The sequence below is a fragment of the Pseudomonas sp. AP3_22 TE3818 genome, from assembly GCF_053628995.1.
Window position 1 is genome coordinate 2,234,042 of record NZ_JBRJHL010000001.1, and the last position, 18,151, is coordinate 2,252,192.

Annotated in this window: 16 protein-coding genes and 2 pseudogenes; 16 read left to right on the forward strand and 2 right to left on the reverse strand. The window is 61.7% G+C overall.

Annotation, left to right across the window (positions count from 1 at the left end):
- Positions 1-1,086 precede the first annotated feature (1,086 nt).
- Positions 1,087-2,271 carry an acyl-CoA dehydrogenase family protein gene (locus tag AB7M25_RS10195; RefSeq protein WP_429561680.1) on the forward strand — a complete coding sequence of 395 codons (1,185 nt, stop codon included), beginning with the start codon at positions 1,087-1,089 and terminating at the stop codon, positions 2,269-2,271.
- Between the two features lie 138 nt (positions 2,272-2,409).
- On the forward strand, positions 2,410-3,531 hold the full coding sequence (locus AB7M25_RS10200) for an LLM class flavin-dependent oxidoreductase (protein WP_116581264.1): 1,122 nt from the start codon (positions 2,410-2,412) through the stop codon (positions 3,529-3,531).
- Positions 3,532-3,752: 221 nt separating this feature from the next.
- Here AB7M25_RS10200 and AB7M25_RS10205 read toward each other — a convergent pair.
- Positions 3,753-3,830 (reverse strand): annotated as a pseudogene (locus AB7M25_RS10205) (YqgE/AlgH family protein); the annotation flags it as partial.
- 48 nt (positions 3,831-3,878) lie between these two features.
- Here AB7M25_RS10205 and AB7M25_RS10210 point away from each other — a divergent pair.
- The 14 genes and pseudogenes from AB7M25_RS10210 to AB7M25_RS10275 all read left to right on the forward strand — a co-directional run.
- Positions 3,879-4,037: pseudogene (locus tag AB7M25_RS10210) on the forward strand (DUF6124 family protein); the annotation flags it as partial.
- A gap of 440 nt (positions 4,038-4,477) precedes the next feature.
- Positions 4,478-4,912: a hypothetical protein gene (locus AB7M25_RS10215; RefSeq protein WP_429383287.1), complete on the forward strand. Its 435-nt coding sequence runs from the start codon at positions 4,478-4,480 to the stop codon at positions 4,910-4,912.
- Positions 4,913-5,408: 496 nt separating this feature from the next.
- Positions 5,409-5,771, forward strand: coding sequence for a DUF6124 family protein (locus tag AB7M25_RS10220; RefSeq protein ID WP_429519318.1), 363 nt, complete (start codon positions 5,409-5,411; stop codon positions 5,769-5,771).
- Positions 5,772-6,029: 258 nt separating this feature from the next.
- Positions 6,030-6,920, forward strand: a complete 891-nt coding sequence (locus tag AB7M25_RS10225) for a VOC family protein (RefSeq protein ID WP_454237251.1) — start codon at positions 6,030-6,032, stop codon at positions 6,918-6,920.
- 11 nt (positions 6,921-6,931) lie between these two features.
- Positions 6,932-7,813 carry a CoA transferase subunit A gene (locus AB7M25_RS10230; protein WP_454237252.1) on the forward strand — a complete coding sequence of 294 codons (882 nt, stop codon included), beginning with the start codon at positions 6,932-6,934 and terminating at the stop codon, positions 7,811-7,813.
- 12 nt (positions 7,814-7,825) lie between these two features.
- Positions 7,826-8,614 (forward strand): CoA-transferase subunit beta, encoded by a 789-nt coding sequence (locus tag AB7M25_RS10235; RefSeq protein WP_454237253.1) that lies wholly within the window; start codon positions 7,826-7,828, stop codon positions 8,612-8,614.
- Between the two features lie 25 nt (positions 8,615-8,639).
- A complete protein-coding gene (locus tag AB7M25_RS10240) occupies positions 8,640-9,512 on the forward strand; it encodes an enoyl-CoA hydratase (protein WP_454237254.1) in 873 nt (290 codons plus the stop codon).
- A 2-nt stretch (positions 9,513-9,514) separates the two neighbouring features.
- The gene (locus tag AB7M25_RS10245; protein WP_126050373.1) at positions 9,515-10,582 is read left to right on the forward strand and encodes an NAD(P)H-dependent flavin oxidoreductase; all 1,068 of its coding nucleotides are present in this window, start codon (positions 9,515-9,517) and stop codon (positions 10,580-10,582) included.
- A gap of 29 nt (positions 10,583-10,611) precedes the next feature.
- Positions 10,612-11,367 (forward strand): enoyl-CoA hydratase family protein, encoded by a 756-nt coding sequence (locus AB7M25_RS10250; protein ID WP_108230212.1) that lies wholly within the window; start codon positions 10,612-10,614, stop codon positions 11,365-11,367.
- A 10-nt stretch (positions 11,368-11,377) separates the two neighbouring features.
- A complete protein-coding gene (locus AB7M25_RS10255) occupies positions 11,378-12,544 on the forward strand; it encodes an acyl-CoA dehydrogenase family protein (protein ID WP_258681829.1) in 1,167 nt (388 codons plus the stop codon).
- Positions 12,545-12,554: 10 nt separating this feature from the next.
- On the forward strand, positions 12,555-13,610 hold the full coding sequence (locus AB7M25_RS10260) for an acyl-CoA dehydrogenase family protein (RefSeq protein ID WP_454237255.1): 1,056 nt from the start codon (positions 12,555-12,557) through the stop codon (positions 13,608-13,610).
- A 178-nt stretch (positions 13,611-13,788) separates the two neighbouring features.
- On the forward strand, positions 13,789-14,937 hold the full coding sequence (locus AB7M25_RS10265) for an acetyl-CoA C-acetyltransferase (RefSeq protein ID WP_429519309.1): 1,149 nt from the start codon (positions 13,789-13,791) through the stop codon (positions 14,935-14,937).
- 159 nt (positions 14,938-15,096) lie between these two features.
- Positions 15,097-15,972: an SDR family oxidoreductase gene (locus AB7M25_RS10270; protein WP_429383269.1), complete on the forward strand. Its 876-nt coding sequence runs from the start codon at positions 15,097-15,099 to the stop codon at positions 15,970-15,972.
- Positions 15,973-16,174: 202 nt separating this feature from the next.
- Complete coding sequence (locus AB7M25_RS10275; protein WP_429519306.1) at positions 16,175-16,684, forward strand: DUF1993 domain-containing protein; 510 nt, start codon at positions 16,175-16,177, stop codon at positions 16,682-16,684.
- 189 nt (positions 16,685-16,873) lie between these two features.
- Here the strand turns inward: AB7M25_RS10275 and sstT are convergent, their stop codons facing one another.
- Complete coding sequence (gene sstT, locus AB7M25_RS10280; RefSeq protein ID WP_429383265.1) at positions 16,874-18,106, reverse strand: serine/threonine transporter SstT; 1,233 nt, start codon at positions 18,104-18,106, stop codon at positions 16,874-16,876.
- Between the last annotated feature and the right edge of the window lie 45 nt (positions 18,107-18,151).

Below are 18,151 nucleotides of genomic sequence, written 5' to 3' on the forward strand. Positions count from 1 at the left end.
CTGCGGTATTCATCCGGGGGCATTGCCCTCCGGTCGGCTTCGCTTCGACCTACATGCAATGAGTTCGACTGCGTCGAACGGCGCTGCGCGCCCATCCCCGGATGAACACCTCCACTCAGCCTGCCGAGGGGGCGGGTGGATCAAGATCAAGAGCTGCAGGCGAGCTAACGCTCGGCCTGGTGAGTGGTGAAGAGCAGCAGCGAGTGCCATCCCCTGTAGGAGCTGGCTTGCCAGCGATGGCGGCCTGACAGCCGACCTGAACCTGGCGGATGTACCTCGACCCTGTGGGAGCTGGCTTGCCAGCGATGGCGGTCTGTCAGCCAGCATCAATGTCAGATGTGCCGGCCTCTTCGCGGGCAAGCCCGCTCCCACAGGTTTGGTGTGGTTCGAATAATTGGTGTTCACCGTAAATACTGTGGGAGCGAGCTTGCTCGCGATGGCGGCCGGCCAGTCGACATGTACCTCACAGACGAACGAACCCAACAACCAGGTCGGCCGGTAGGCCGCCTCGGACGCTGTTGCGGTGTACGCCCCCTCGTGAGGCCGAGCGCAGGTTCTGCGCAGTGGGCAACCCGGCATGGATGCCGGGTTAGCCGCCCCCGGCCATGGATGGCCGATGGCGGCGGGCCCACGGAGCAGGACCGAAGCGAGGGCATGCCGAGCCTAGGCGAGGCACCGAATGTCAGGGGCAAGAGCGTTTGGTTACTTTGCGCTTTTCAAAGTGACCCGCTGTAAGAGCGGAACCCTAAGCGTCCGTTACCGCAGAAACGGATATGTACACCCTCAAAAATCCATGCCGCCTGACACAAAGCCATCGCGAGCAAGCTCGCTCCCACAGTGATCTTCAGTGGCCACAAGTCTCGAGTAAAACAGGGAACTCAATGTGGGTCTGCCCGCGAAGACGGCCTGCCAGCAAGCACATCCCTTTCAGATACACCCCCAGAGACCAGTTCCGCAATCCCACATGGTCCGTTTGAGGGATGCCCGTCGCTTTGCGCATTGTTTGAATGCCAGCGTAGGGGCACTACACCCGCCCCGTTGCACGCGCGCCCCGGCGGATGGGGTGAACAAAGGAGAACAATAAAAATGCTCAACCAAGACCTGATTCGCCAGCGTCTGAGCCAACGTGCCCGTGAGTTGGTGCCGATCCTGCGTGAACGCGCCCTGAACGCCGCGCAAGCCGGGCAGTTACCTGAAGAAACCCTGAAGGATTTCCACGACGCCGGGTTCTTTCGCATCCTGCAACCGTCCCGCTGGGAAGGCTATGAGCTGGAGCCCAAGGACTTCTTCGACGTGCAGATGACCCTGGCCGAAGGCTGCATGTCTTCGGCCTGGGTGCTGGGGGTGGTGGCGATCCACAACTGGCAGCTGGCGCTGTTCGACGATCGCGCGGCGCAGGATGTCTGGGGTCGCGATTCCAGCGTACTGATCTCGTCTTCCTATATGCCGGTGGGCAAGGTCGAGCGGGTTGACGGTGGTTTCAAGTTGAGCGGGCGCTGGGGCTTTTCTTCCGGCAGCAAGCACTGCGACTGGGCGTTCCTCGGTGCGCTGGTGCCGCCGGAGGAGGCGGGAGGGGCGCCGGATTATCGGACGTTCCTGGTGCCGCGCAGTGACTACCAGATTCTCGACAACTGGAATGTCATGGGCCTGGAAGCCACCGGCTCCCACGACATTCTGGTGGAAAACGCCTTCGTTCCCGAGTACCGCACCCACCGCGCGTTCGACGGTTTCATGCAGAACAGTCCGGGCAATGCGGTGAACACCGCGCCCTTGTTCCGTTTGCCGTTCGGGCAGATTTTCGTGCGTGCGGTGTCGTCGTCCGCCATCGGTGCCCTGCAAGGTGCGGTGGATCAGTTTGTCGAGCACAACCGTGCGCGAGTCGGAGTCAATGACGGACGCAAAATGGTCCAGGACCCGGCCGCGCAATCGTCGCTGGCCAATGCCATGGTCTGCGTCGACGAGTGCAAGACCGTTCTGCATCGCAACTTCGCCTTGATGCTGGAGCGCGCGCAGAAGGGCGAGCCGTTGAGCATGCCCGAACGGGTGAAGATGCGTTACGACTCGGCGCTGGTGGCCGACAAGTGCGCCAAGGCCGTTGGCGACCTGATGTTCAACAGCGGTGCCTCGACGATCTTCCGCAGTCACGCAATTAACCGTGCCTTCCGCGACATTCACACCGGTCGCGCCCACGTCGCCAACAGCCCGGCCAAGTACGCCTGGAACCTTGGCGGTGTGAGCATGGGGCAGGACAGCAGCGACTTTTTCCTCTGACGCTTCCCTACAGCTCTTTTCTATGAATCGGGCTAGTCCGTTTGCGTGATTCGAGCGCCCCGTCGATGCACGAGCATTGACGGTAAGGCGAAGGTCTACGGCGCCGACTGCGCATCCAAATAAGCACAAGGATCAACCATGAAATTTTCCCTGATTTACGAAGCCCAGACGGTGGACTCCAGCCGCGAAGGCGACCGCAAGATTTTCGAAGACACGGTCGAGCAGGCCGTGCTGGCCGACAAGCTCGGCTTCGACACCTTCTGGTGCGTGGAGCACACCGCGCTGAGCAATTACTCGCACATGTCCGCGCCGGAAACCATGCTGGCTTTCGTGGCCGGTAAAACCGAGCGCATCGGTATCGGCCACGGCGTGGTCTGCCTGCCTCCGGCGATGAACCACCCGGTGAAGGTCGCCGAGCGCATCGCCACCCTCGACCTGTTGTCCAAGGGCCGTGTGCATTTCGGTGTGGGCAAAGGCGGCACCCAGCAGGAAGCCGGCACCTTCGGCTACGACCTGGCGACCTTGCAGCCGCAGATCGACGAGATGATGTACCTGATCCCGAAAATGTTCGTGCAGGACGAGATCGAGCACAACGGCGACTTCGTGCAGATCCCCAAGCGCCCGATCCATCCGAAGCCTTACCAGGATCCGCATCCGCCGATGTACCTGGCGTGCACCAACACCGAATCGCTGAAGAATGCCGGCGGTCGCGGCATGGGCGCGCTGGTGCTGGGCTTCGGTGGCCCGGAAGAAATCGCCAAGAAGGTCGAGGTGTATCACACGGCCTACGACAACCGCGATGAGAAGAAGCAAGTGGGCTTCCGTCCTAACCGGCACATCGCCGCGCTGTGCCCGGCCATCGTGCTGGACGACAACGAAGAAGCGCGCCGCATCGGTATCCGTGGCCAGCGTTACTTCATGGAGTCCCTGGGCTACTGGTACGGCGGTGGCGAGCGTCCGGATCCGGAGAAGTGGAAGGACGATACCTTCGTCGACGGCAACGGCCAGAGCGTGATCAAGTCGCGCTTCGCCTCGGAAGAAGTCAGCGTTGATTTCTCCGACCCGACCATGGCCATGATGAACCCCAATCACGCCTACGGCACCGTCGAGGATTGCATCGGCTACGTGCAGCGTCTGATCGATGCCGGCGCCGACGAAATCCTGTTCATCTGCCAGATGGGCACCGTGCCGCAGTGGGCGCAACTGGAGACGTTGAAGAATATTGGCGAGAAGGTGATTCCGCACTTCCGCAAGGGTTGATGCGAATCAAACCCCACAACGCCTGTGGGAGCGGGCTTGCTCGCGAAGCGGCCGGCACATTCAATATTTATGCTGCCTGACACACCGCCTTCGCGAGCAAGCCCGCTCCCACAATTTGATCGCATTTCAGGCCTGGCACGGACGTCAGGCCAACTTTCCAACGGGTCCCCAAGGCCCGTTTTTTTATGCCTGCCGAATAAGATTGAACACCGCATACCCCTTGTAGGAGCGAGCCTGCTCGCGATAAACCGGAGAGCGCCACGGGGTGTCAGGCTTTCAGCGTTATCGTTGGCGACCATCGCGAGCAAGCTCGCTCCTACAGGTTTTTGCGCAAGTTCGCGTCACTGGTCACGACTGAAACCCTGGTGGACCATCTGTAGGGCAGTTCACGCAATGTTTTGCTGGGTATTTCAAATAGCGTGATGCTGGCGGAGATCACGGCGAACCGCAAATCTCACCACCTGCATTACGCAACGCCAGGAACTGCCTCGGTTTGCGATCTATGATCTTTATTTTCCATCGACTCCGAGAAGATCAAGATCAGAAAGTCGCGGCCAGCGATAATTCCTACAGGGATTTCCGGAGCTTGACGAAGAGGCCCATACGCCCATTATTTTGTTGGCCTTTATTGAAAGTCATTGTTGCTGCAATTGTTGCAAATATATACCTGGGTGTTGTGAGTGGCTGATATCGCTCCTATATTTCATCAGCTGGGTGTGCTGATCGGTTTTTTTATAAATAGCAAAACAACAAACAAGCATCACCACTAAAATCGGCAAGGAATTATTCCATGCGAAAATACAACGCGATGTTTACAGGCCTGCTCCTCGCCTTTCGACAGTCATTTGTTAAGTAATTGTTTCGATACTTCAATGCGTTGGCGTTAAATGGCGCCGCGCTGAAATAGCATCCATAAAAACCCAAAAATAAAAGGCGCAACCTGAGTATGAAAATCAGAACGATCTTGATGTCTACGCTACTGCTGGCCGGAATTTACTCGGCTAGCGCCAATGCACAGGCGACAACGCCCTCGGCGGCAAAAGAAGTTATCGCCACGCCAGATAATGCACTCATGCTGACTGTTTTCCTGAAGCACGATCAATCGCGCCCATTGGGAGAGTTGAAAGAGCAACTTGCCAAACAGGAATTTTACAAGGTATTCCCTCCTGCCGGGGTGGAGGTTGTCAGCTGGAATATAACCATGGGGATAGGACAGGTCATCGTTCTACGCCTGCCTGCCTCGCGTCTCGCAGCAGTCAACCTCGCTCTTGAAAACACCGCGTGGGGCAGTTACAGGACAGAATTCTTTCCGACCTATGATTTCAAAGAAATAGCCTTGGCAGAGCAAAAGAAAGTGCGAGAAGCCAAGTCTACCCAGTAATCACAGAGCCAATGCACAGCGTTTGAGCGTGCAGGATTTACCGCGGCTGCGAACACAGTCGCACTTTCCTCAAGCGGGCCATTTCTGGCCCGTTTTTTATGCCTGTACTAATCCAACAGCCACCGCACCTTCGGCAGCTCCTACAGGGTGTTTGTGAGGGTTGTTTAATGCCTGTCGGAATCACTTCTTGAAAGCTACAACGCCTTGCGTCGTTGCCTACAGGTACGCCAGAATCCGCCGGCTTGTGCGCCTTGGACCCCCTCGGTAACTTGATTCGCGTCACTGATTCCCAGTGATCGGGTTTAGTAGCCCGAGGCTTAATCCAAGACGTACAACGCATCAATCAGGCTGTGTGCCTGCATTTTGATGGTGGCTGTACGTAGGGCGTCCTTGGGCGCGCCGGCTTCTTGGATTCCCCGGTCTACTAACCTGCGTACAGCTGCCGCCCCTTCTTTTAGTAGAGAAGTGGTTCCAGCCCACATCAGGAATCCACACTATGATCAAACCTACGCCAAATCCTCCGGACGCTGATCCGACATCTCCCTACGAAAGCCCCGATTCAAAAAAACTCAACGAAGCCGCCGAGCGAGCCCTCGCTTACCACTTCCCTTCAACCGCCGACATCAAAGCCACCCCTCGAACAATCAGCACGCTGTTCAGCGTCGACCCAGAGGCCACGACCGAAACCCTGGTGGTCTATCTGGTCGAGACCCTGGCCTCGGTCGATGTGATGGTGCATCAACTGGTGGATCATCTGGAGGGCGGTGACCGCAATGCCCTGTTGGGCATTTCCAATAGCGTGATGCTCGCGGAAATCACCGCGAACCGCGTGCTCGATCAAATCGAACCGGCCGCATAAACCCGCCACACCACTGACCCCTGTGGGAGCGGGCTTGCTCGCGAAGAGGCCAGCACATTCAACATCAATGGTACCTGACCCGCCGCCTTCGCGAGCAAGCCCGCTCCCACAGTTTTGAATGCGTGTACCCCGTCATTTCCGCTAGTCCCATTGGACGATGTTGCCCCTCCCCGAACCCGTTTGAATAGGCCTTACATAAAGTCTCCCCCGGCACCAGCCGAAGGGCGGCACCGCCTGAGTAAAACGAGGAGTGCATCCATGGATATCCGCGGTCTGGGTTACGTCACCCTGTTATCCAGCGACCTGGCGCAATGGCGCCACTACGCAAGCCAGGTGCTGGGCATGATGGTCAGCGGCGACGATGAGCTTTTGTACCTGAAAATGGACGAGCGTCATTACCGCGTGCTGGTGCAGAACAGTGCCGAGAACGGCTTCGGTGCCTGCGGCTGGGAAGTGGCCGGCAAAGCGGCGCTGGAACAGGCGGTCAGTGAGTTGCAACAGGCCGACGTGCAAGTGACCCGTGGCACCTCCGCCGAGGCCGAGCTGCGCAAGGTTCAGGAACTGGTGCACTTCAGTGATCCGGATGGCAATCGCCACGAAATTTTCTGGGGCCCGCTGCAGGACTTCGCTCGCTTTGTTTCGCCAGTGGGCGTCAAAGGTTTTGTCACCAACGACCTGGGCATGGGCCACGTCGTATTGCCGGCACCCGCCTTCGAACGCTGCCGCGACTTTTACGAACAGGTGATGGGTTTTGGCCTGTCGGACCTGATGAAAGTCCGCTTCACCCCGGACCCGGCCGAGCCGCAAAAACGCATTCACTTCCTGCACTGCAACAACGGCCGCCACCACTCGCTGGCGATTTTCGAGTGCCCGATGCCCCACGGCTGCGTGCACATGATGGTCGAGGTCAACGCGCTGGACGAAGTCGGCCGCGCCCTGGATCGCGTCCACGCCAACGGCGTGAAGCTGTCGGCCACCCTGGGCCAGCACACCAACGACCAGATGATTTCTTTCTACATCAAGACCCCGTCCGGGTTTGACCTGGAGTACGGCTGCGATGGCCTGGTGGTCGACTGGGACCGCCACACGCCGTTCGAAAGCACCGTGGTCAGCCACTGGGGCCACGACTTCAGTGTCGGTCGCCAATGAGGAACATGACGATGGACAAGCAAATGAGCACCGCCGAGATCGTCGGCCAACTGCGTGACGGCATGACCATCGGTATCGGTGGCTGGGGGCCGCGCCGCAAGCCGATGGCGCTGGTGCGCGAAATTCTGCGTTCGGACCTCAAGGACCTGACTGTGGTTGCCTACGGCGGCGCCGATGTCGGCATGCTCTGCGCGGCCGGCAAGATCAGGAAACTGGTGTTCGCCTTCGTCTCCCTGGATTTCATTCCGCTGGAGCCATACTTCCGCAAGGCGCGCCAGGAAGCGGCGCTGGACGTGATGGAGATCGACGAAGGCATGCTACTGCTCGGCCTGCGGGCGGCGGCGATGAATGTGCCGTTCATTCCGACCGCCGTGGGCCTGGGCACCGATGTGCTGCGCCACAACCGCCAGATCAAGTTGATCGCCTCGCCCTACGCCGATGGCAAGGACTGGGTGGCGATGCCGGCGCTCAAGCTCGACGCGGCACTGGTGCACGTCGACCGCGCCGACAAGCGCGGCCTGTGCCAGATCAGCGGTCCCGATCATTACATGGACGACCTGTTCGTGCGGGCCGCGACCCACAGCTACGTGACCTGCGATGAACTGGTCGACAGCGACTACTTCCATCAGGACAGCGCCAACGCCCATCAAGTGTTCTGGGAACGCAACCTGACCACCGCCGTGGCCCACGTGCCGGGCGGTGCGCATCCGTCGTCCTGCGCGCCGCTGTACGGTTTCGATGTCGCGCACTTCAAGGCCTACAACGCCACCGTGCAGGCCACCGATGGCTGGGAAGGTTACGTGCGCGACTACGTCGACTGCACCCACGAACAGTACCTGGACAAGGTTGGCGGCCTGGCTGCGATCCGTGAACTGCCGTTGCCGATTTTCTAAGGGAGCCTTCCGATGAGCACTACCACTTACAGCCTCGCCGAGCTGATGATCTGCGCCGCCTCTGAAGCCTGGCGCGAAGACGGCGAAGTGTTGGCCTCCGGCATCGGCGTGATCCCGCGCCTGGCGGCATCCTTGGCCATGCTGACCAGCAACCCGCAACTGCTGATGACCGACTCCGAAGCCTACATGGTCGCCGAACCTGTGCCGTTGGGCGCACGCAAGGGCTATGAGCCCAAGCGCGACAGCTGGATGGGTTTCTCGCGGATTTTCGACAACGTCTGGGGCGGCAAGCGCCATGCACTGGTCGGCCCGACCCAGATCGACCGCTTTGGCCAGGCGAACATTTCCTGCATCGGCGACTACGCCAAACCCAAGGCGCAGATGCTCGGTGTGCGCGGTTTCCCCGGCAACTCGATCAGCCATGCCAACTCGTTTTGCGTGCCGAGCCACAACCGTCGGGTGTTCGTCGAAGGCGAGGTCGATATGGTCGCCTCGGTCGGCTACAACCCGGCCCGCCTGGCACGGGGCTGGACGCTGGCCGACATCGACATCCGCCTGATCATCACTGACCTCTGCGTCCTGGATTTCCTGGGCCCGCAACGGCAGATACGCATCCGCTCGCTGCACCCCGGCGTGACGGCGGCGCAGGTCCAGGACAACACCGGCTTCGAGTTGCACGTGCCGGACGACTGCCCGACCACCGTGGCCCCGACCGCCGAGCAATTGCAACTGATCCAGCGTCTGGACCCGCACAACCTGCGCGCCCTGCAGCTTAAAGACAATCCGCCAGGCCAGCGCTGAGCGCCCGCGTTTTCGGAGACAAGTGATGGCTGAACATAACGACAACAACGAGGCCGAAGTGGTCCTGTACGAAGTGCGCGACGCGGTGGCAATCGTCACCATGAACCGCCCCGAGTATCACAACGCACAGAACTCGCAGATGACTTATGCGCTGGACGCGGCGTTTCGCCGGGCCTGCGATGACGATGAAGTGAAGGTCATCGTGTTGCGTGGCGCCGGCAAGCATTTCTCCGCCGGGCATGACATCGGCACGCCGGGGCGTGACGTCGACAAGAGCTTCGATCGCGCGAGCCTGTGGTACGACCATGTGAACAAACCGGGTGGCGAGTTTCTCTATGCCCGCGAACAGGAAGTCTATCTGGGCATGTGCCGGCGCTGGCGCGAGATGCCCAAGCCGACCATCGCCATGGTCCAGGGCGCATGCATTGCCGGAGGGCTGATGCTGGCCTGGGTGTGTGACCTGATCGTCGCCAGCGAGGATTCGTACTTCGCCGATCCGGTGGTGCGCATGGGCATTCCCGGGGTCGAGTATTTCGCCCACGTGCATGAATTGAACCCGCGCATTGCCAAGGAATTCCTGTTCCTCGGCGAACGCATGCCGGCACCGCGTGCCTATCAGATGGGCATGCTCAATCGGGTGGTTGCTCGCGACGAGTTGGAACAGCAGACCCTCGACATCGCCGGGCGCATCGCCCAGATGCCGCGCCTGGGGCTGCAACTGAGCAAGCAAGCGGTGAACAACGCCGAAGACCTGATGGGCAAGCGCGCGACCATGGACATGGTGTTCGGCCTGCATCACTTCGCCCATGCCCACAACGAACTGGTATCCGGCGACCGCCTCGGCGGCTATGACGCCAAGGCCATGGCCAGTTCCCAGCGCAAAGCGGACGGGGCGTGAGCATGGCGATTTCATTGAATACCCGTTTGACCGAATTGCTCGGTTGCCGCTACCCGATCATCCAGACCGCCATGGGCTGGGTCGCCGACCCGAAACTGGTGGCGGCCACGGGCAATGCCGGTGGTTTCGGTTTTCTCGCCGGGGCGACCATCGAACCGCAGCAGATGGAAGCGGCGATCCTCGAAACCCGGCGCCTGACCGATCAGCCGTTCGGCGTGAATTTCCACATGTACCAGGCCAATGCCGGCGAGATCGTCGAGCTGGTGTTGCGCCATAAAGTCCGTGCGGTCAGCTACAGCCGTTCGCCGGGCAAGCAAATGATCAGCCGCCTGAAGGACGCCGGGGTGGTATGCATTCCCACGGTCGGTGCGCTCAAGCATGCGCAGAAAGCTGTGGAAATGGGCGCCGATGCGGTGACCGTACAGGGCGGCGAGGGCGGTGGGCACACCGGTTCCGTGCCGACCTTGATGCTGCTTGATCAAGTGGTCAATGCGGTGTCGGTGCCCGTGGTGGCGGCCGGCGGTTTCAAGGACGGCAAGGGCCTGGTGTCGGCCCTGGCCTACGGTGCCGAAGGCATCGCCATGGGCACGCGTTTTCTGATGTGCGCCGACAGCCCGGTGCCGCAGGCGACCCTGGCGCGTTACCTGGCGGTCAAGGACCCGGCGGCGATCATCATCAGCCGTGCCATCGACGGCATGCCGCAACGGATGATCCGCAACGAGTTGCTCAACCAGCTGGAAAACAGCGGCGGTCTCAAGCGCCTGTTGCTGGCGTTGCAGAGCGGTCTGGCCTACCGCCGCCATACGGGCATGAGCCTGACGCAACTGCTGACCAGCGCGCTGAAGATGCGCGGTGCCGGAGAGCTGACCGCCGCGCAAAGCATCATGGCCGCCAACGCGCCGATGGTGATCCAGAAAGCCATGGTCGACGGGCAACCGGCCGCGGGCGTGTTGCCCGCCGGGCAGATCGCCGCATCCATCGACAGCTTGCCCAGCTGCGCCCAATTGATTGAACAGATCGTCCGCGACGCCGAAGCGCGCCTGGGCGAGCTGTGCCGCCGTGTGTCGTAAGGGGCCATGCATTGTGAAGGAAGGAAACCATGAAACCATTTAGCGTCAGCATCGAACACGGCATTGCCGAACTGGTGTTCAACCGGCCACCGGTCAACGCCTTCAACAACCAGGGCTGGGCTGATATCGCCAGTGAGATCGAGGGCCTGGGCCGTAACAACGACGTGCGGGTGATCCTGATCCGCGCCGAAGGTCGCGGCTTCTGCGCCGGGGTCGACATCAAGGAACTGGCCGCCGACGGCAACCTGATCGTCGCGGTGAACAAGGGCAACTACGACAGCTTCAAGGCCATCCACCGCAACCCGAAACCGGTGATCGTGGCCGTGCACGGCTTCGTGCTGGGCGGCGGCATCGGCATCTGCGGCGCTGCCGACATCATTGTCGCGTCCGAGTGCGCCACCTTTGGTGTGCCGGAAGTGGATCGCGGGGCCATGGGCGGCGGCGCGCATTTGCAGCGCCTGTTCCCGGTGCAGAAGGTCCGCCACATGTACTTCACGGGCGAGCCGATCGACGCCGCCGAGGCTTACCGCCTGGGCGCAGTGGAGCAGGTGGTCAAGCGTGAAGACTTGCGCGAAGCCGCGTTGCAGATCGCCCGCACCATCGCCGCCAAGAGCCCGGGCATGATCAGCCTGGCCAAGGAAGCGCTGACCGGCATCGAAGACGGCAATCTGGAAGACAAATACCGCTGGGAGCAGGGCTTCACCCTCGAAGCCTACCGCTCACTGGACTCTCAGGAAGCACGCGACTCGTTCGTCGAGAAACGCGATGCCCGATTCAACGGCTGAAGGCATATCCATGGACCTGACCTATACCCCGGCCCAGCAGGCCTTTCGTGCCGAGGCGCGGACCTGGCTGGCGGCCAATGTACCGAGTGAACCGCTGCAATCGTTCGACACCGAACAGGGCTTTGCCGAGCACCGCGCCTGGGAAGCCAAACTCAACGAAGGCCGTTGGGGCATGGTCACCTGGCCGACCGAACTCGGAGGGCGCGGCTGCGACCTGATCGAATGGCTGATTTTCGAAGAGGAATACTACCGTTCCGGGGCGCCGGCACGGGTCAACCAGAACGGTATCTTCCTGCTCGGCCCGACCCTCATGGAGTACGGCAGCTTCGATCAGAAAGCGCGCTTCCTGCCGCGCATGGCCACCGGCGAAGACATCTGGGCCCAGGCCTGGTCCGAGCCGGGTGCCGGTTCCGACATGGCGGCGATCCGTTCCAAGGCGGAACGGGTGGGCGACCACTATGTGATCAATGGCCAGAAGACCTGGTCGACCCGCGCGGTGTGGGCCGATTGGGTGTTCGGTATTTTCCGCACCGATCCACAGTCCCAGCGCCATCACGGCCTGACCTTCATCCTGCTGCCGCTGAATACGCCGGGCATCACCGTGCGGCCGATTCCGCAGCTCAACGGCTTGCCGGGTTTTGCCGAGATCTTCTTCGACGACGTCAAGGTGCCGGTGGAAAACGCCCTCGGTGGCGAAGGCATGGGTTGGCACGTGGCGATGTCCACCGCCGGTTTCGAGCGCGGTTTGTTGCTGCGCTCGCCGGCGCGTTTCCAGGAAACCGCCAAGCGTCTGGTGCAGTTGTACCAGGCCAATCGTGAGCAGGCCGACCGCGACCCGGCTATCGGTGAGGCGGTGATGCGCGCCTGGCTCGATGCCGAGGCCTACACCCTGAGCACCTACATGACCGCCTCGCAATTGGTGCAGGGCGGCAAGATCGGGCCGGAGTCGTCAACCAACAAGATTTTCTGGTCCGAACTCGACCAGCGCATGCACGACACCGCCATGAGCATTCTCGGTTTGCGTGGCGAGCTGCTGCCACAAGCCCCGGCCGCCGGTGACGTCGGCCATTGGCTGGACGGTTTCCTGTTTGCCCAGGCCGGGCCGATCTACGCCGGCACCAACGAGATCCAGCGCAACATCATTGCCGAACGCATGCTCGGCATGCCGCGTGCCTGAGGAATAGACCATGGACTTTAGTTTCAGCCGCGACCAACTGCTGTTTCAGGACAACGTCCGCAGCTTCCTGATCAACGAAGTCACCCCGGAACGCATTCGCGAACTGTGGCAGAGCGACAGCGGACGCAGTGAGCGACTCTGGGCGCAACTGGTGGAGCTGGGCCTGACCGCGCTGACCGTGCCCGAGGCGCAGGACGGCATGGGCATGAATGAATTGGATTTCGTGCTGATTGCCCAGGAATGCGGTTACGCCGGTCTGCCCGAACCGCTGGTGGACACCATGCTGGTGGGCGTGCCGTTGCTCGCCGCCCTCGATGAGCAACACGCGGCGCTCAAGCAATACTGGTTGGCGCGGGTCGCCGAGGGCAGTGCACGTCTGGCCGTTTCCGAACCGGGTAACCCGTTGGTCTGCGATGCCCATGTTGCCGATCTGCTGTTGCTGGCCCATGGCGATGAAGTGCATGCGCTGGAGCGCGACGCCGTGCGCCTGACCCGCAACGAGTCGGTCGACCCGAGCCGTCAACTGTTCCAGGTCGAATGGACGCCGACTCCCGCTACTTGCGTGGCCAGCGGTGAACAAGGACGGCGCCTGTGGGCAGCCGCCTTCAACCGTGGCGCCCTCGCCAGCGCCGCGCAATTGCTGGGGCTGGCCAAACGCATGGTCGACCTGGCGGTGGACTACACCTTCGAGCGCAAGCAGTTCGGCAAGCCGGTCGGCTCGTTCCAGGCGGTCAAGCATTTGATGGCCAACGTCGCGGTGCAGATCGAGTTCGCCAAAGGCCCGTTGTACCGCGCCGCTTATGCGCTGGCCGAGCAGCAGCCGGGGCAGGACGTGCTGGTGTCCCACGCCAAGCTGGCAACGGCGGAAGCGGCCATGCTCGCGGCGAAGAACACCATCCAGGCCCACGGCGCCATGGGTTACACCTGGGAAGTCGACCTGCATCTGTTCATGAAACGCGCCTGGGCGCTGGACAAGGTCTGGGGCGATCGCGGCCGTCACAAAGGGCGGATTCGCGCGGCGTTGTTCGACGGCAACCCGGCGCTGGGTGCCGGCCAAACCTTCTAGGCAACTCGAACCTGTAGGAGCCGGCTTGCCGGCGATGGCGATTTCAAATACGCCATCGCCGGCAAGCCAGCTCCTACAAAAAGCCAAACCGCGTCGGTTTCAAATACGCCATCGCCGGCAAGCCGGCTCCTACAAAGATCCGACCGTGCCACTTTCAATTTTTTCACCGAGGTAGACCATGCCTGAAGCCTATATCGTCGACGCCCTGCGCACCCCTACCGGGCGGCGCAAGGGTGGTCTGAGCCAGATCCACGCCGCCGACCTGGGCGCCCACGTATTACGCGCGCTGGTCGAGCGCAACGCCATTCCCGACGAGGATTACGACGACGTGATCTTCGGCTGTGTCGACACCATCGGCCCGCTGGCCGGTGACATCGCCCGCACCAGTTGGCTGGCGGCCGGCCTGTCGCAATCGGTGCCGGGCACCACCATCGATCGCCAGTGCGGTTCATCCCAGCAAGCGGTGCACTTCGCCGCCCAGGCGGTGATGAGCGGCACCCAGGACGTCGTCATCGCCGGTGGCGTGCAGACCATGACCCAGATCCCGATTTCCTCGGCGATGATCGCTGCCGAGCCCTTGGGCTTCACTGATCCGTTCAGCGGCTCCGAAGGCTGGGTGCGGCGCTACGGCGCGCAACCGCCGACGCAGTTCCGTTCGGCGCAGATGATCGCGGAAAAGTGGGACCTGTCCCGGGCGCAGCTCGAAGCCTATTCGCTGGAGTCCCATCGACGGGCCCTGCAGGCCATCGAGCAAGGCCGCTTCAACCGCGAGATCGTGCCGTTGGCGGGTGTGCTGCACGACGAAACGCCACGCCAGACCAGCCTGGAAAAAATGGCCGAGCTGGAATTCCTGTTCGGCTGCGACCGGGTCACCGCGGCAGTGTCGAGCCAGACCTGCGACGCGGCCAGCGCGATGCTGATCGTCTCGGAGGCGGCGCTCAAGCGTTACGGCCTGACGCCACGGGCGCGCATCCATCACCTGAGCGTGCGCGCCGAAGACCCGATCTGGATGCTCACCGCGCCGATTCCGGCCACCGCCTACGCGCTCAAGCGTGCGGGGATGAAGCTGGAAGACATCGACCGGGTGGAGATCAACGAAGCCTTCGCGTCGGTGGCCATGGCCTGGCTGAAAGAGACGGGCTATCCGCACGAACAGACCAATGTCAACGGCGGCGCGATTGCCCTCGGCCATCCGCTGGGCGCTACCGGCACCCGTTTGATGTGCAGCTTGCTGCATGAGCTGGAGCGCAGCGGTGGACGCTTCGGTTTGCAGACCATGTGCGAAGGCGGTGGGCAGGCCAACGTGACGATTATCGAGCGTTTGTGAGTTGACCTGATTCCAGGAAACACATCGATCCTGTGGGAGCTGGCTTGCCAGCGATGCAGGCGCCGCGGTGTATCAGGCGCACCGCAGTGATCCTATCGCTGGCAAGCCAGCTCCCACAGGTGATGTGTGTATTTGAGATGAAATTGAAGGAATACCCGCATGAAAATCTGTGAAAACCGCGTCGTGATCATCACCGGTGCCGGCGGTGGCCTGGGCCGCGCCTACGCGATGGCGTTCGCTGCCGAAGGCGCGAAAGTGGTGGTCAACGACATCAACCGCGAAGCGGCTCTGGCCGTGGTCGGCGAAATCCTCGGTCAGGGCGGCAGTGCCGTGGCCAACAGCGACGACATCACGCGTTATGACTCGGCAGGGCTGATCGTGCGCCAGGCCATCGAAACCTTTGGCGACCTGAACGTGGTGGTCAACAACGCCGGCATCTGTCGCGACCGCATGTTCGCCAGCCTCAGCGAATCCGACTGGGACGCCGTGGTGGCCGTGCACCTCAAGGGCCACTTCTGCATTTCCAGTCACGCCGTGAAGTACTGGCGTGAGCAGGCCAAGGGCGGCGCCAAGGTCGATGCGCGGATCATCAACACCAGTTCCGGCGCCGGTTTGCAGGGTTCCATTGGCCAGTCCAACTACGCGGCGGCCAAGGGCGGTATTGCCTCGCTGACGCTGGTGCAGGCGGCTGAACTGCGTCGTTACGGGATCACCGCCAACGCCCTGGCGCCGGCCGCGCGGACCGGGATGACCGAACAGGTGTTCGCCGACACCATGAAAAAGCCTGACGAGGGCTTCGATTACTTCGCCCCGGAAAACGTCGCGCCGCTGGTGGTGTGGCTGGGTTCCGAGGCGTCCGCCGAGGTGACGGGGCAGATGTTCGAAGTCGAGGGCGGCAAGTTGTCGATCGCCGATGGCTGGCGCCGTGGCCCGCAACTGGATCGCCAGGGCCGCTGGGCGGTTGGCGAGATGGGGGATGCTGTTGCGCAACTGCTGATGCAAGCGGTCCCGGCGGCCAAAGTGTATGGCAGCTGAAAAAGACCGGTCTCGGGAGGGCGGCATGGCTATAATCGGCCCACGATCCAAAGCCGATCCCCTGTAGGAGCGAGCTTGCTCGCGATGGTCGTTAACGATAACGCGTTCTTTCCGGATTAACGCGTTGCGCTTGAGTCCATCGCGAGCAAGCTCGCTCCTACAGGGGGTCGACGTTTCTCTCCATCACTACACGAGACCTGCCATGACCATTTCCCTGTACGACGCTTCCGTGCCTGTTTTCCAGCAAATGCTCAACGCCCTGAGCGATGTACTGAAAAAGGCCGAGGCGCACGCCACCGAAAAAAACATCGACCCTAACGCCTTCCTGCAAGCGCGCCTGTTCCCGGACATGTTCCCGCTGGTGCGCCAGGTACAGATCGCCGTTGATTTCGCCAAGGGCGTTTCTTCGCGTCTGGCTGAAGTTGAAGTGCCGAAGTACGACGACACCGAAACCACTTTCGCCGAACTGCAAGCGCTGCTGAGCAAAGTTCTGGCTTACATCGGCGAGTTCACGCCGGAGCAGATCAACGGCAAGGAAGGCATAGAGATCGTGACCCGTCCGGGCACGCCTAAAGAGAAGCGCTTCAGTGGCCAGGCTTACCTGCTGAGCTACGGCCTGCCGCAGTTCTTCTTCCACGTCACCACCACTTACGCACTGCTGCGCCACAATGGCGTGGAAGTGGGCAAGCGCGACTACATGGGCGCGTTCTAAACCGCCCAGGTACAAAAAAGCCCCCGCAACCTCAGGCTGCGGGGGCTTTTTCATGTGCTCGCATTTTTCAGCTACACCACAAATCCTGTGGGAGCGGGCTTGCTCGCGAAAGCGGTGTGCCAGCCAACATTAATGTTGAAGCTGATGGCCCCTTCGCGAGCAAGCCCGCTCCCACATGGGGCTGCGGGGTTAGGCCAGACGCTCCGCCTTCTGCTCTTCACCCAGGCAAGCCGCCGCGGTGAACAGCACATCGGTAGACGAGTTCAGCGCGGTTTCCGCCGAGTCCTGCAACACGCCGATGATGAAACCGACCGCCACCACCTGCATGGCGATTTCGCTCGGGATGCCGAACAGGCTGCAGGCCAGCGGAATCAGCAACAGCGAACCACCGGCCACACCCGAAGCGCCACAGGCGCAGATCGCCGCGACGACGCTCAGCAGGATCGCGGTCGGAATGTCCACGGCGATGCCCAGGGTGTGCACGGCCGCCAGGGTCAACACGGTGATGGTGATCGCTGCGCCGGCCATGTTGATGGTCGCGCCCAGCGGGATCGATACCGAGTAGGTGTCTTCGTGCAGGCCCAGGCGCTTGCTCAACTCCAGGTTGACCGGGATGTTCGCCGCCGAACTGCGGGTGAAGAATGCGGTGATGCCGCTTTCGCGCAGGCAGGTCAGCACCAGCGGGTACGGGTTGCGGCGCAGTTTCCAGAACACGATGAGCGGGTTCATCACCAGTGCCACGAACAGCATGCAGCCCAGCAGCACGGCCAGCAGGTGCGCATAACCGATCAAGGCGCCGAAGCCGGAGGTGGCCAGGGTCGAGGCCACCAGGCCGAAGATGCCCAGCGGGGCGAAGCTGATCACCAGGCGCACGATCACGGTCACGCCGTTGGACAGGTCGCCCAGCACTTCGCGGGTGGTGTCACCGGCATGACGAATGGCGATGCCCATGCCGATGGCCCACGCCAGAATGCCGATGAAATTGGCGTTCATCAGCGCACTGACCGGATTATCGACCACGCTCAGCAACAGGCTTTGCAGCACTTCGCCAATCCCGCCCGGCGCTGTGACCGCGATGTCCTGGGTCGACAGCACCAGGCTCGACGGGAACGTCATGCTGGCAACCACCGCAACCACGGCGGCGGCGAAAGTGCCGAGCAGATACAGGAACAGAATCGGCCGGATGTGGGTTTCCTGACCGTGCTTGTGGTTGGCAATCGACGCCATGACCAGTACGAACACCAGAATCGGCGCGACGGCTTTCAGTGCCGAGACAAACACTTTGCCGATGAACGCCGTGGACTTCGCCACGTCGGGGGCAAACAGGGCCAGGGCAATACCGGCGATCAGGCCGATCACGATCTGCGTGACCAGGCTCAAGCGTTTAAGGCGGTGCAATAGAGAAGGGGATGAAGCAGTCATAACACGGCATCTCTGATTTTTTATTAATGCATGGATTCGCAGGTT

What these genes read in the sequence shown, in the direction of transcription:
- AB7M25_RS10195 (WP_429561680.1), top strand. Translation starts at nt 1,087, where the DNA reads ATGCTCAACCAAGACCTGATTCGCCAGCGTCTGAGCCAACGTGCCCGT.
- AB7M25_RS10200 (WP_116581264.1), top strand. Translation starts at nt 2,410, where the DNA reads ATGAAATTTTCCCTGATTTACGAAGCCCAGACGGTGGACTCCAGCCGC.
- AB7M25_RS10215 (WP_429383287.1), top strand. Translation starts at nt 4,478, where the DNA reads ATGAAAATCAGAACGATCTTGATGTCTACGCTACTGCTGGCCGGAATT.
- AB7M25_RS10220 (WP_429519318.1), top strand. Translation starts at nt 5,409, where the DNA reads ATGATCAAACCTACGCCAAATCCTCCGGACGCTGATCCGACATCTCCC.
- AB7M25_RS10225 (WP_454237251.1), top strand. Translation starts at nt 6,030, where the DNA reads ATGGATATCCGCGGTCTGGGTTACGTCACCCTGTTATCCAGCGACCTG.
- AB7M25_RS10230 (WP_454237252.1), top strand. Translation starts at nt 6,932, where the DNA reads ATGGACAAGCAAATGAGCACCGCCGAGATCGTCGGCCAACTGCGTGAC.
- AB7M25_RS10235 (WP_454237253.1), top strand. Translation starts at nt 7,826, where the DNA reads ATGAGCACTACCACTTACAGCCTCGCCGAGCTGATGATCTGCGCCGCC.
- AB7M25_RS10240 (WP_454237254.1), top strand. Translation starts at nt 8,640, where the DNA reads ATGGCTGAACATAACGACAACAACGAGGCCGAAGTGGTCCTGTACGAA.
- AB7M25_RS10245 (WP_126050373.1), top strand. Translation starts at nt 9,515, where the DNA reads ATGGCGATTTCATTGAATACCCGTTTGACCGAATTGCTCGGTTGCCGC.
- AB7M25_RS10250 (WP_108230212.1), top strand. Translation starts at nt 10,612, where the DNA reads ATGAAACCATTTAGCGTCAGCATCGAACACGGCATTGCCGAACTGGTG.
- AB7M25_RS10255 (WP_258681829.1), top strand. Translation starts at nt 11,378, where the DNA reads ATGGACCTGACCTATACCCCGGCCCAGCAGGCCTTTCGTGCCGAGGCG.
- AB7M25_RS10260 (WP_454237255.1), top strand. Translation starts at nt 12,555, where the DNA reads ATGGACTTTAGTTTCAGCCGCGACCAACTGCTGTTTCAGGACAACGTC.
- AB7M25_RS10265 (WP_429519309.1), top strand. Translation starts at nt 13,789, where the DNA reads ATGCCTGAAGCCTATATCGTCGACGCCCTGCGCACCCCTACCGGGCGG.
- AB7M25_RS10270 (WP_429383269.1), top strand. Translation starts at nt 15,097, where the DNA reads ATGAAAATCTGTGAAAACCGCGTCGTGATCATCACCGGTGCCGGCGGT.
- AB7M25_RS10275 (WP_429519306.1), top strand. Translation starts at nt 16,175, where the DNA reads ATGACCATTTCCCTGTACGACGCTTCCGTGCCTGTTTTCCAGCAAATG.
- sstT (WP_429383265.1), bottom strand. Translation starts at nt 18,106, where the DNA reads ATGACTGCTTCATCCCCTTCTCTATTGCACCGCCTTAAACGCTTGAGC.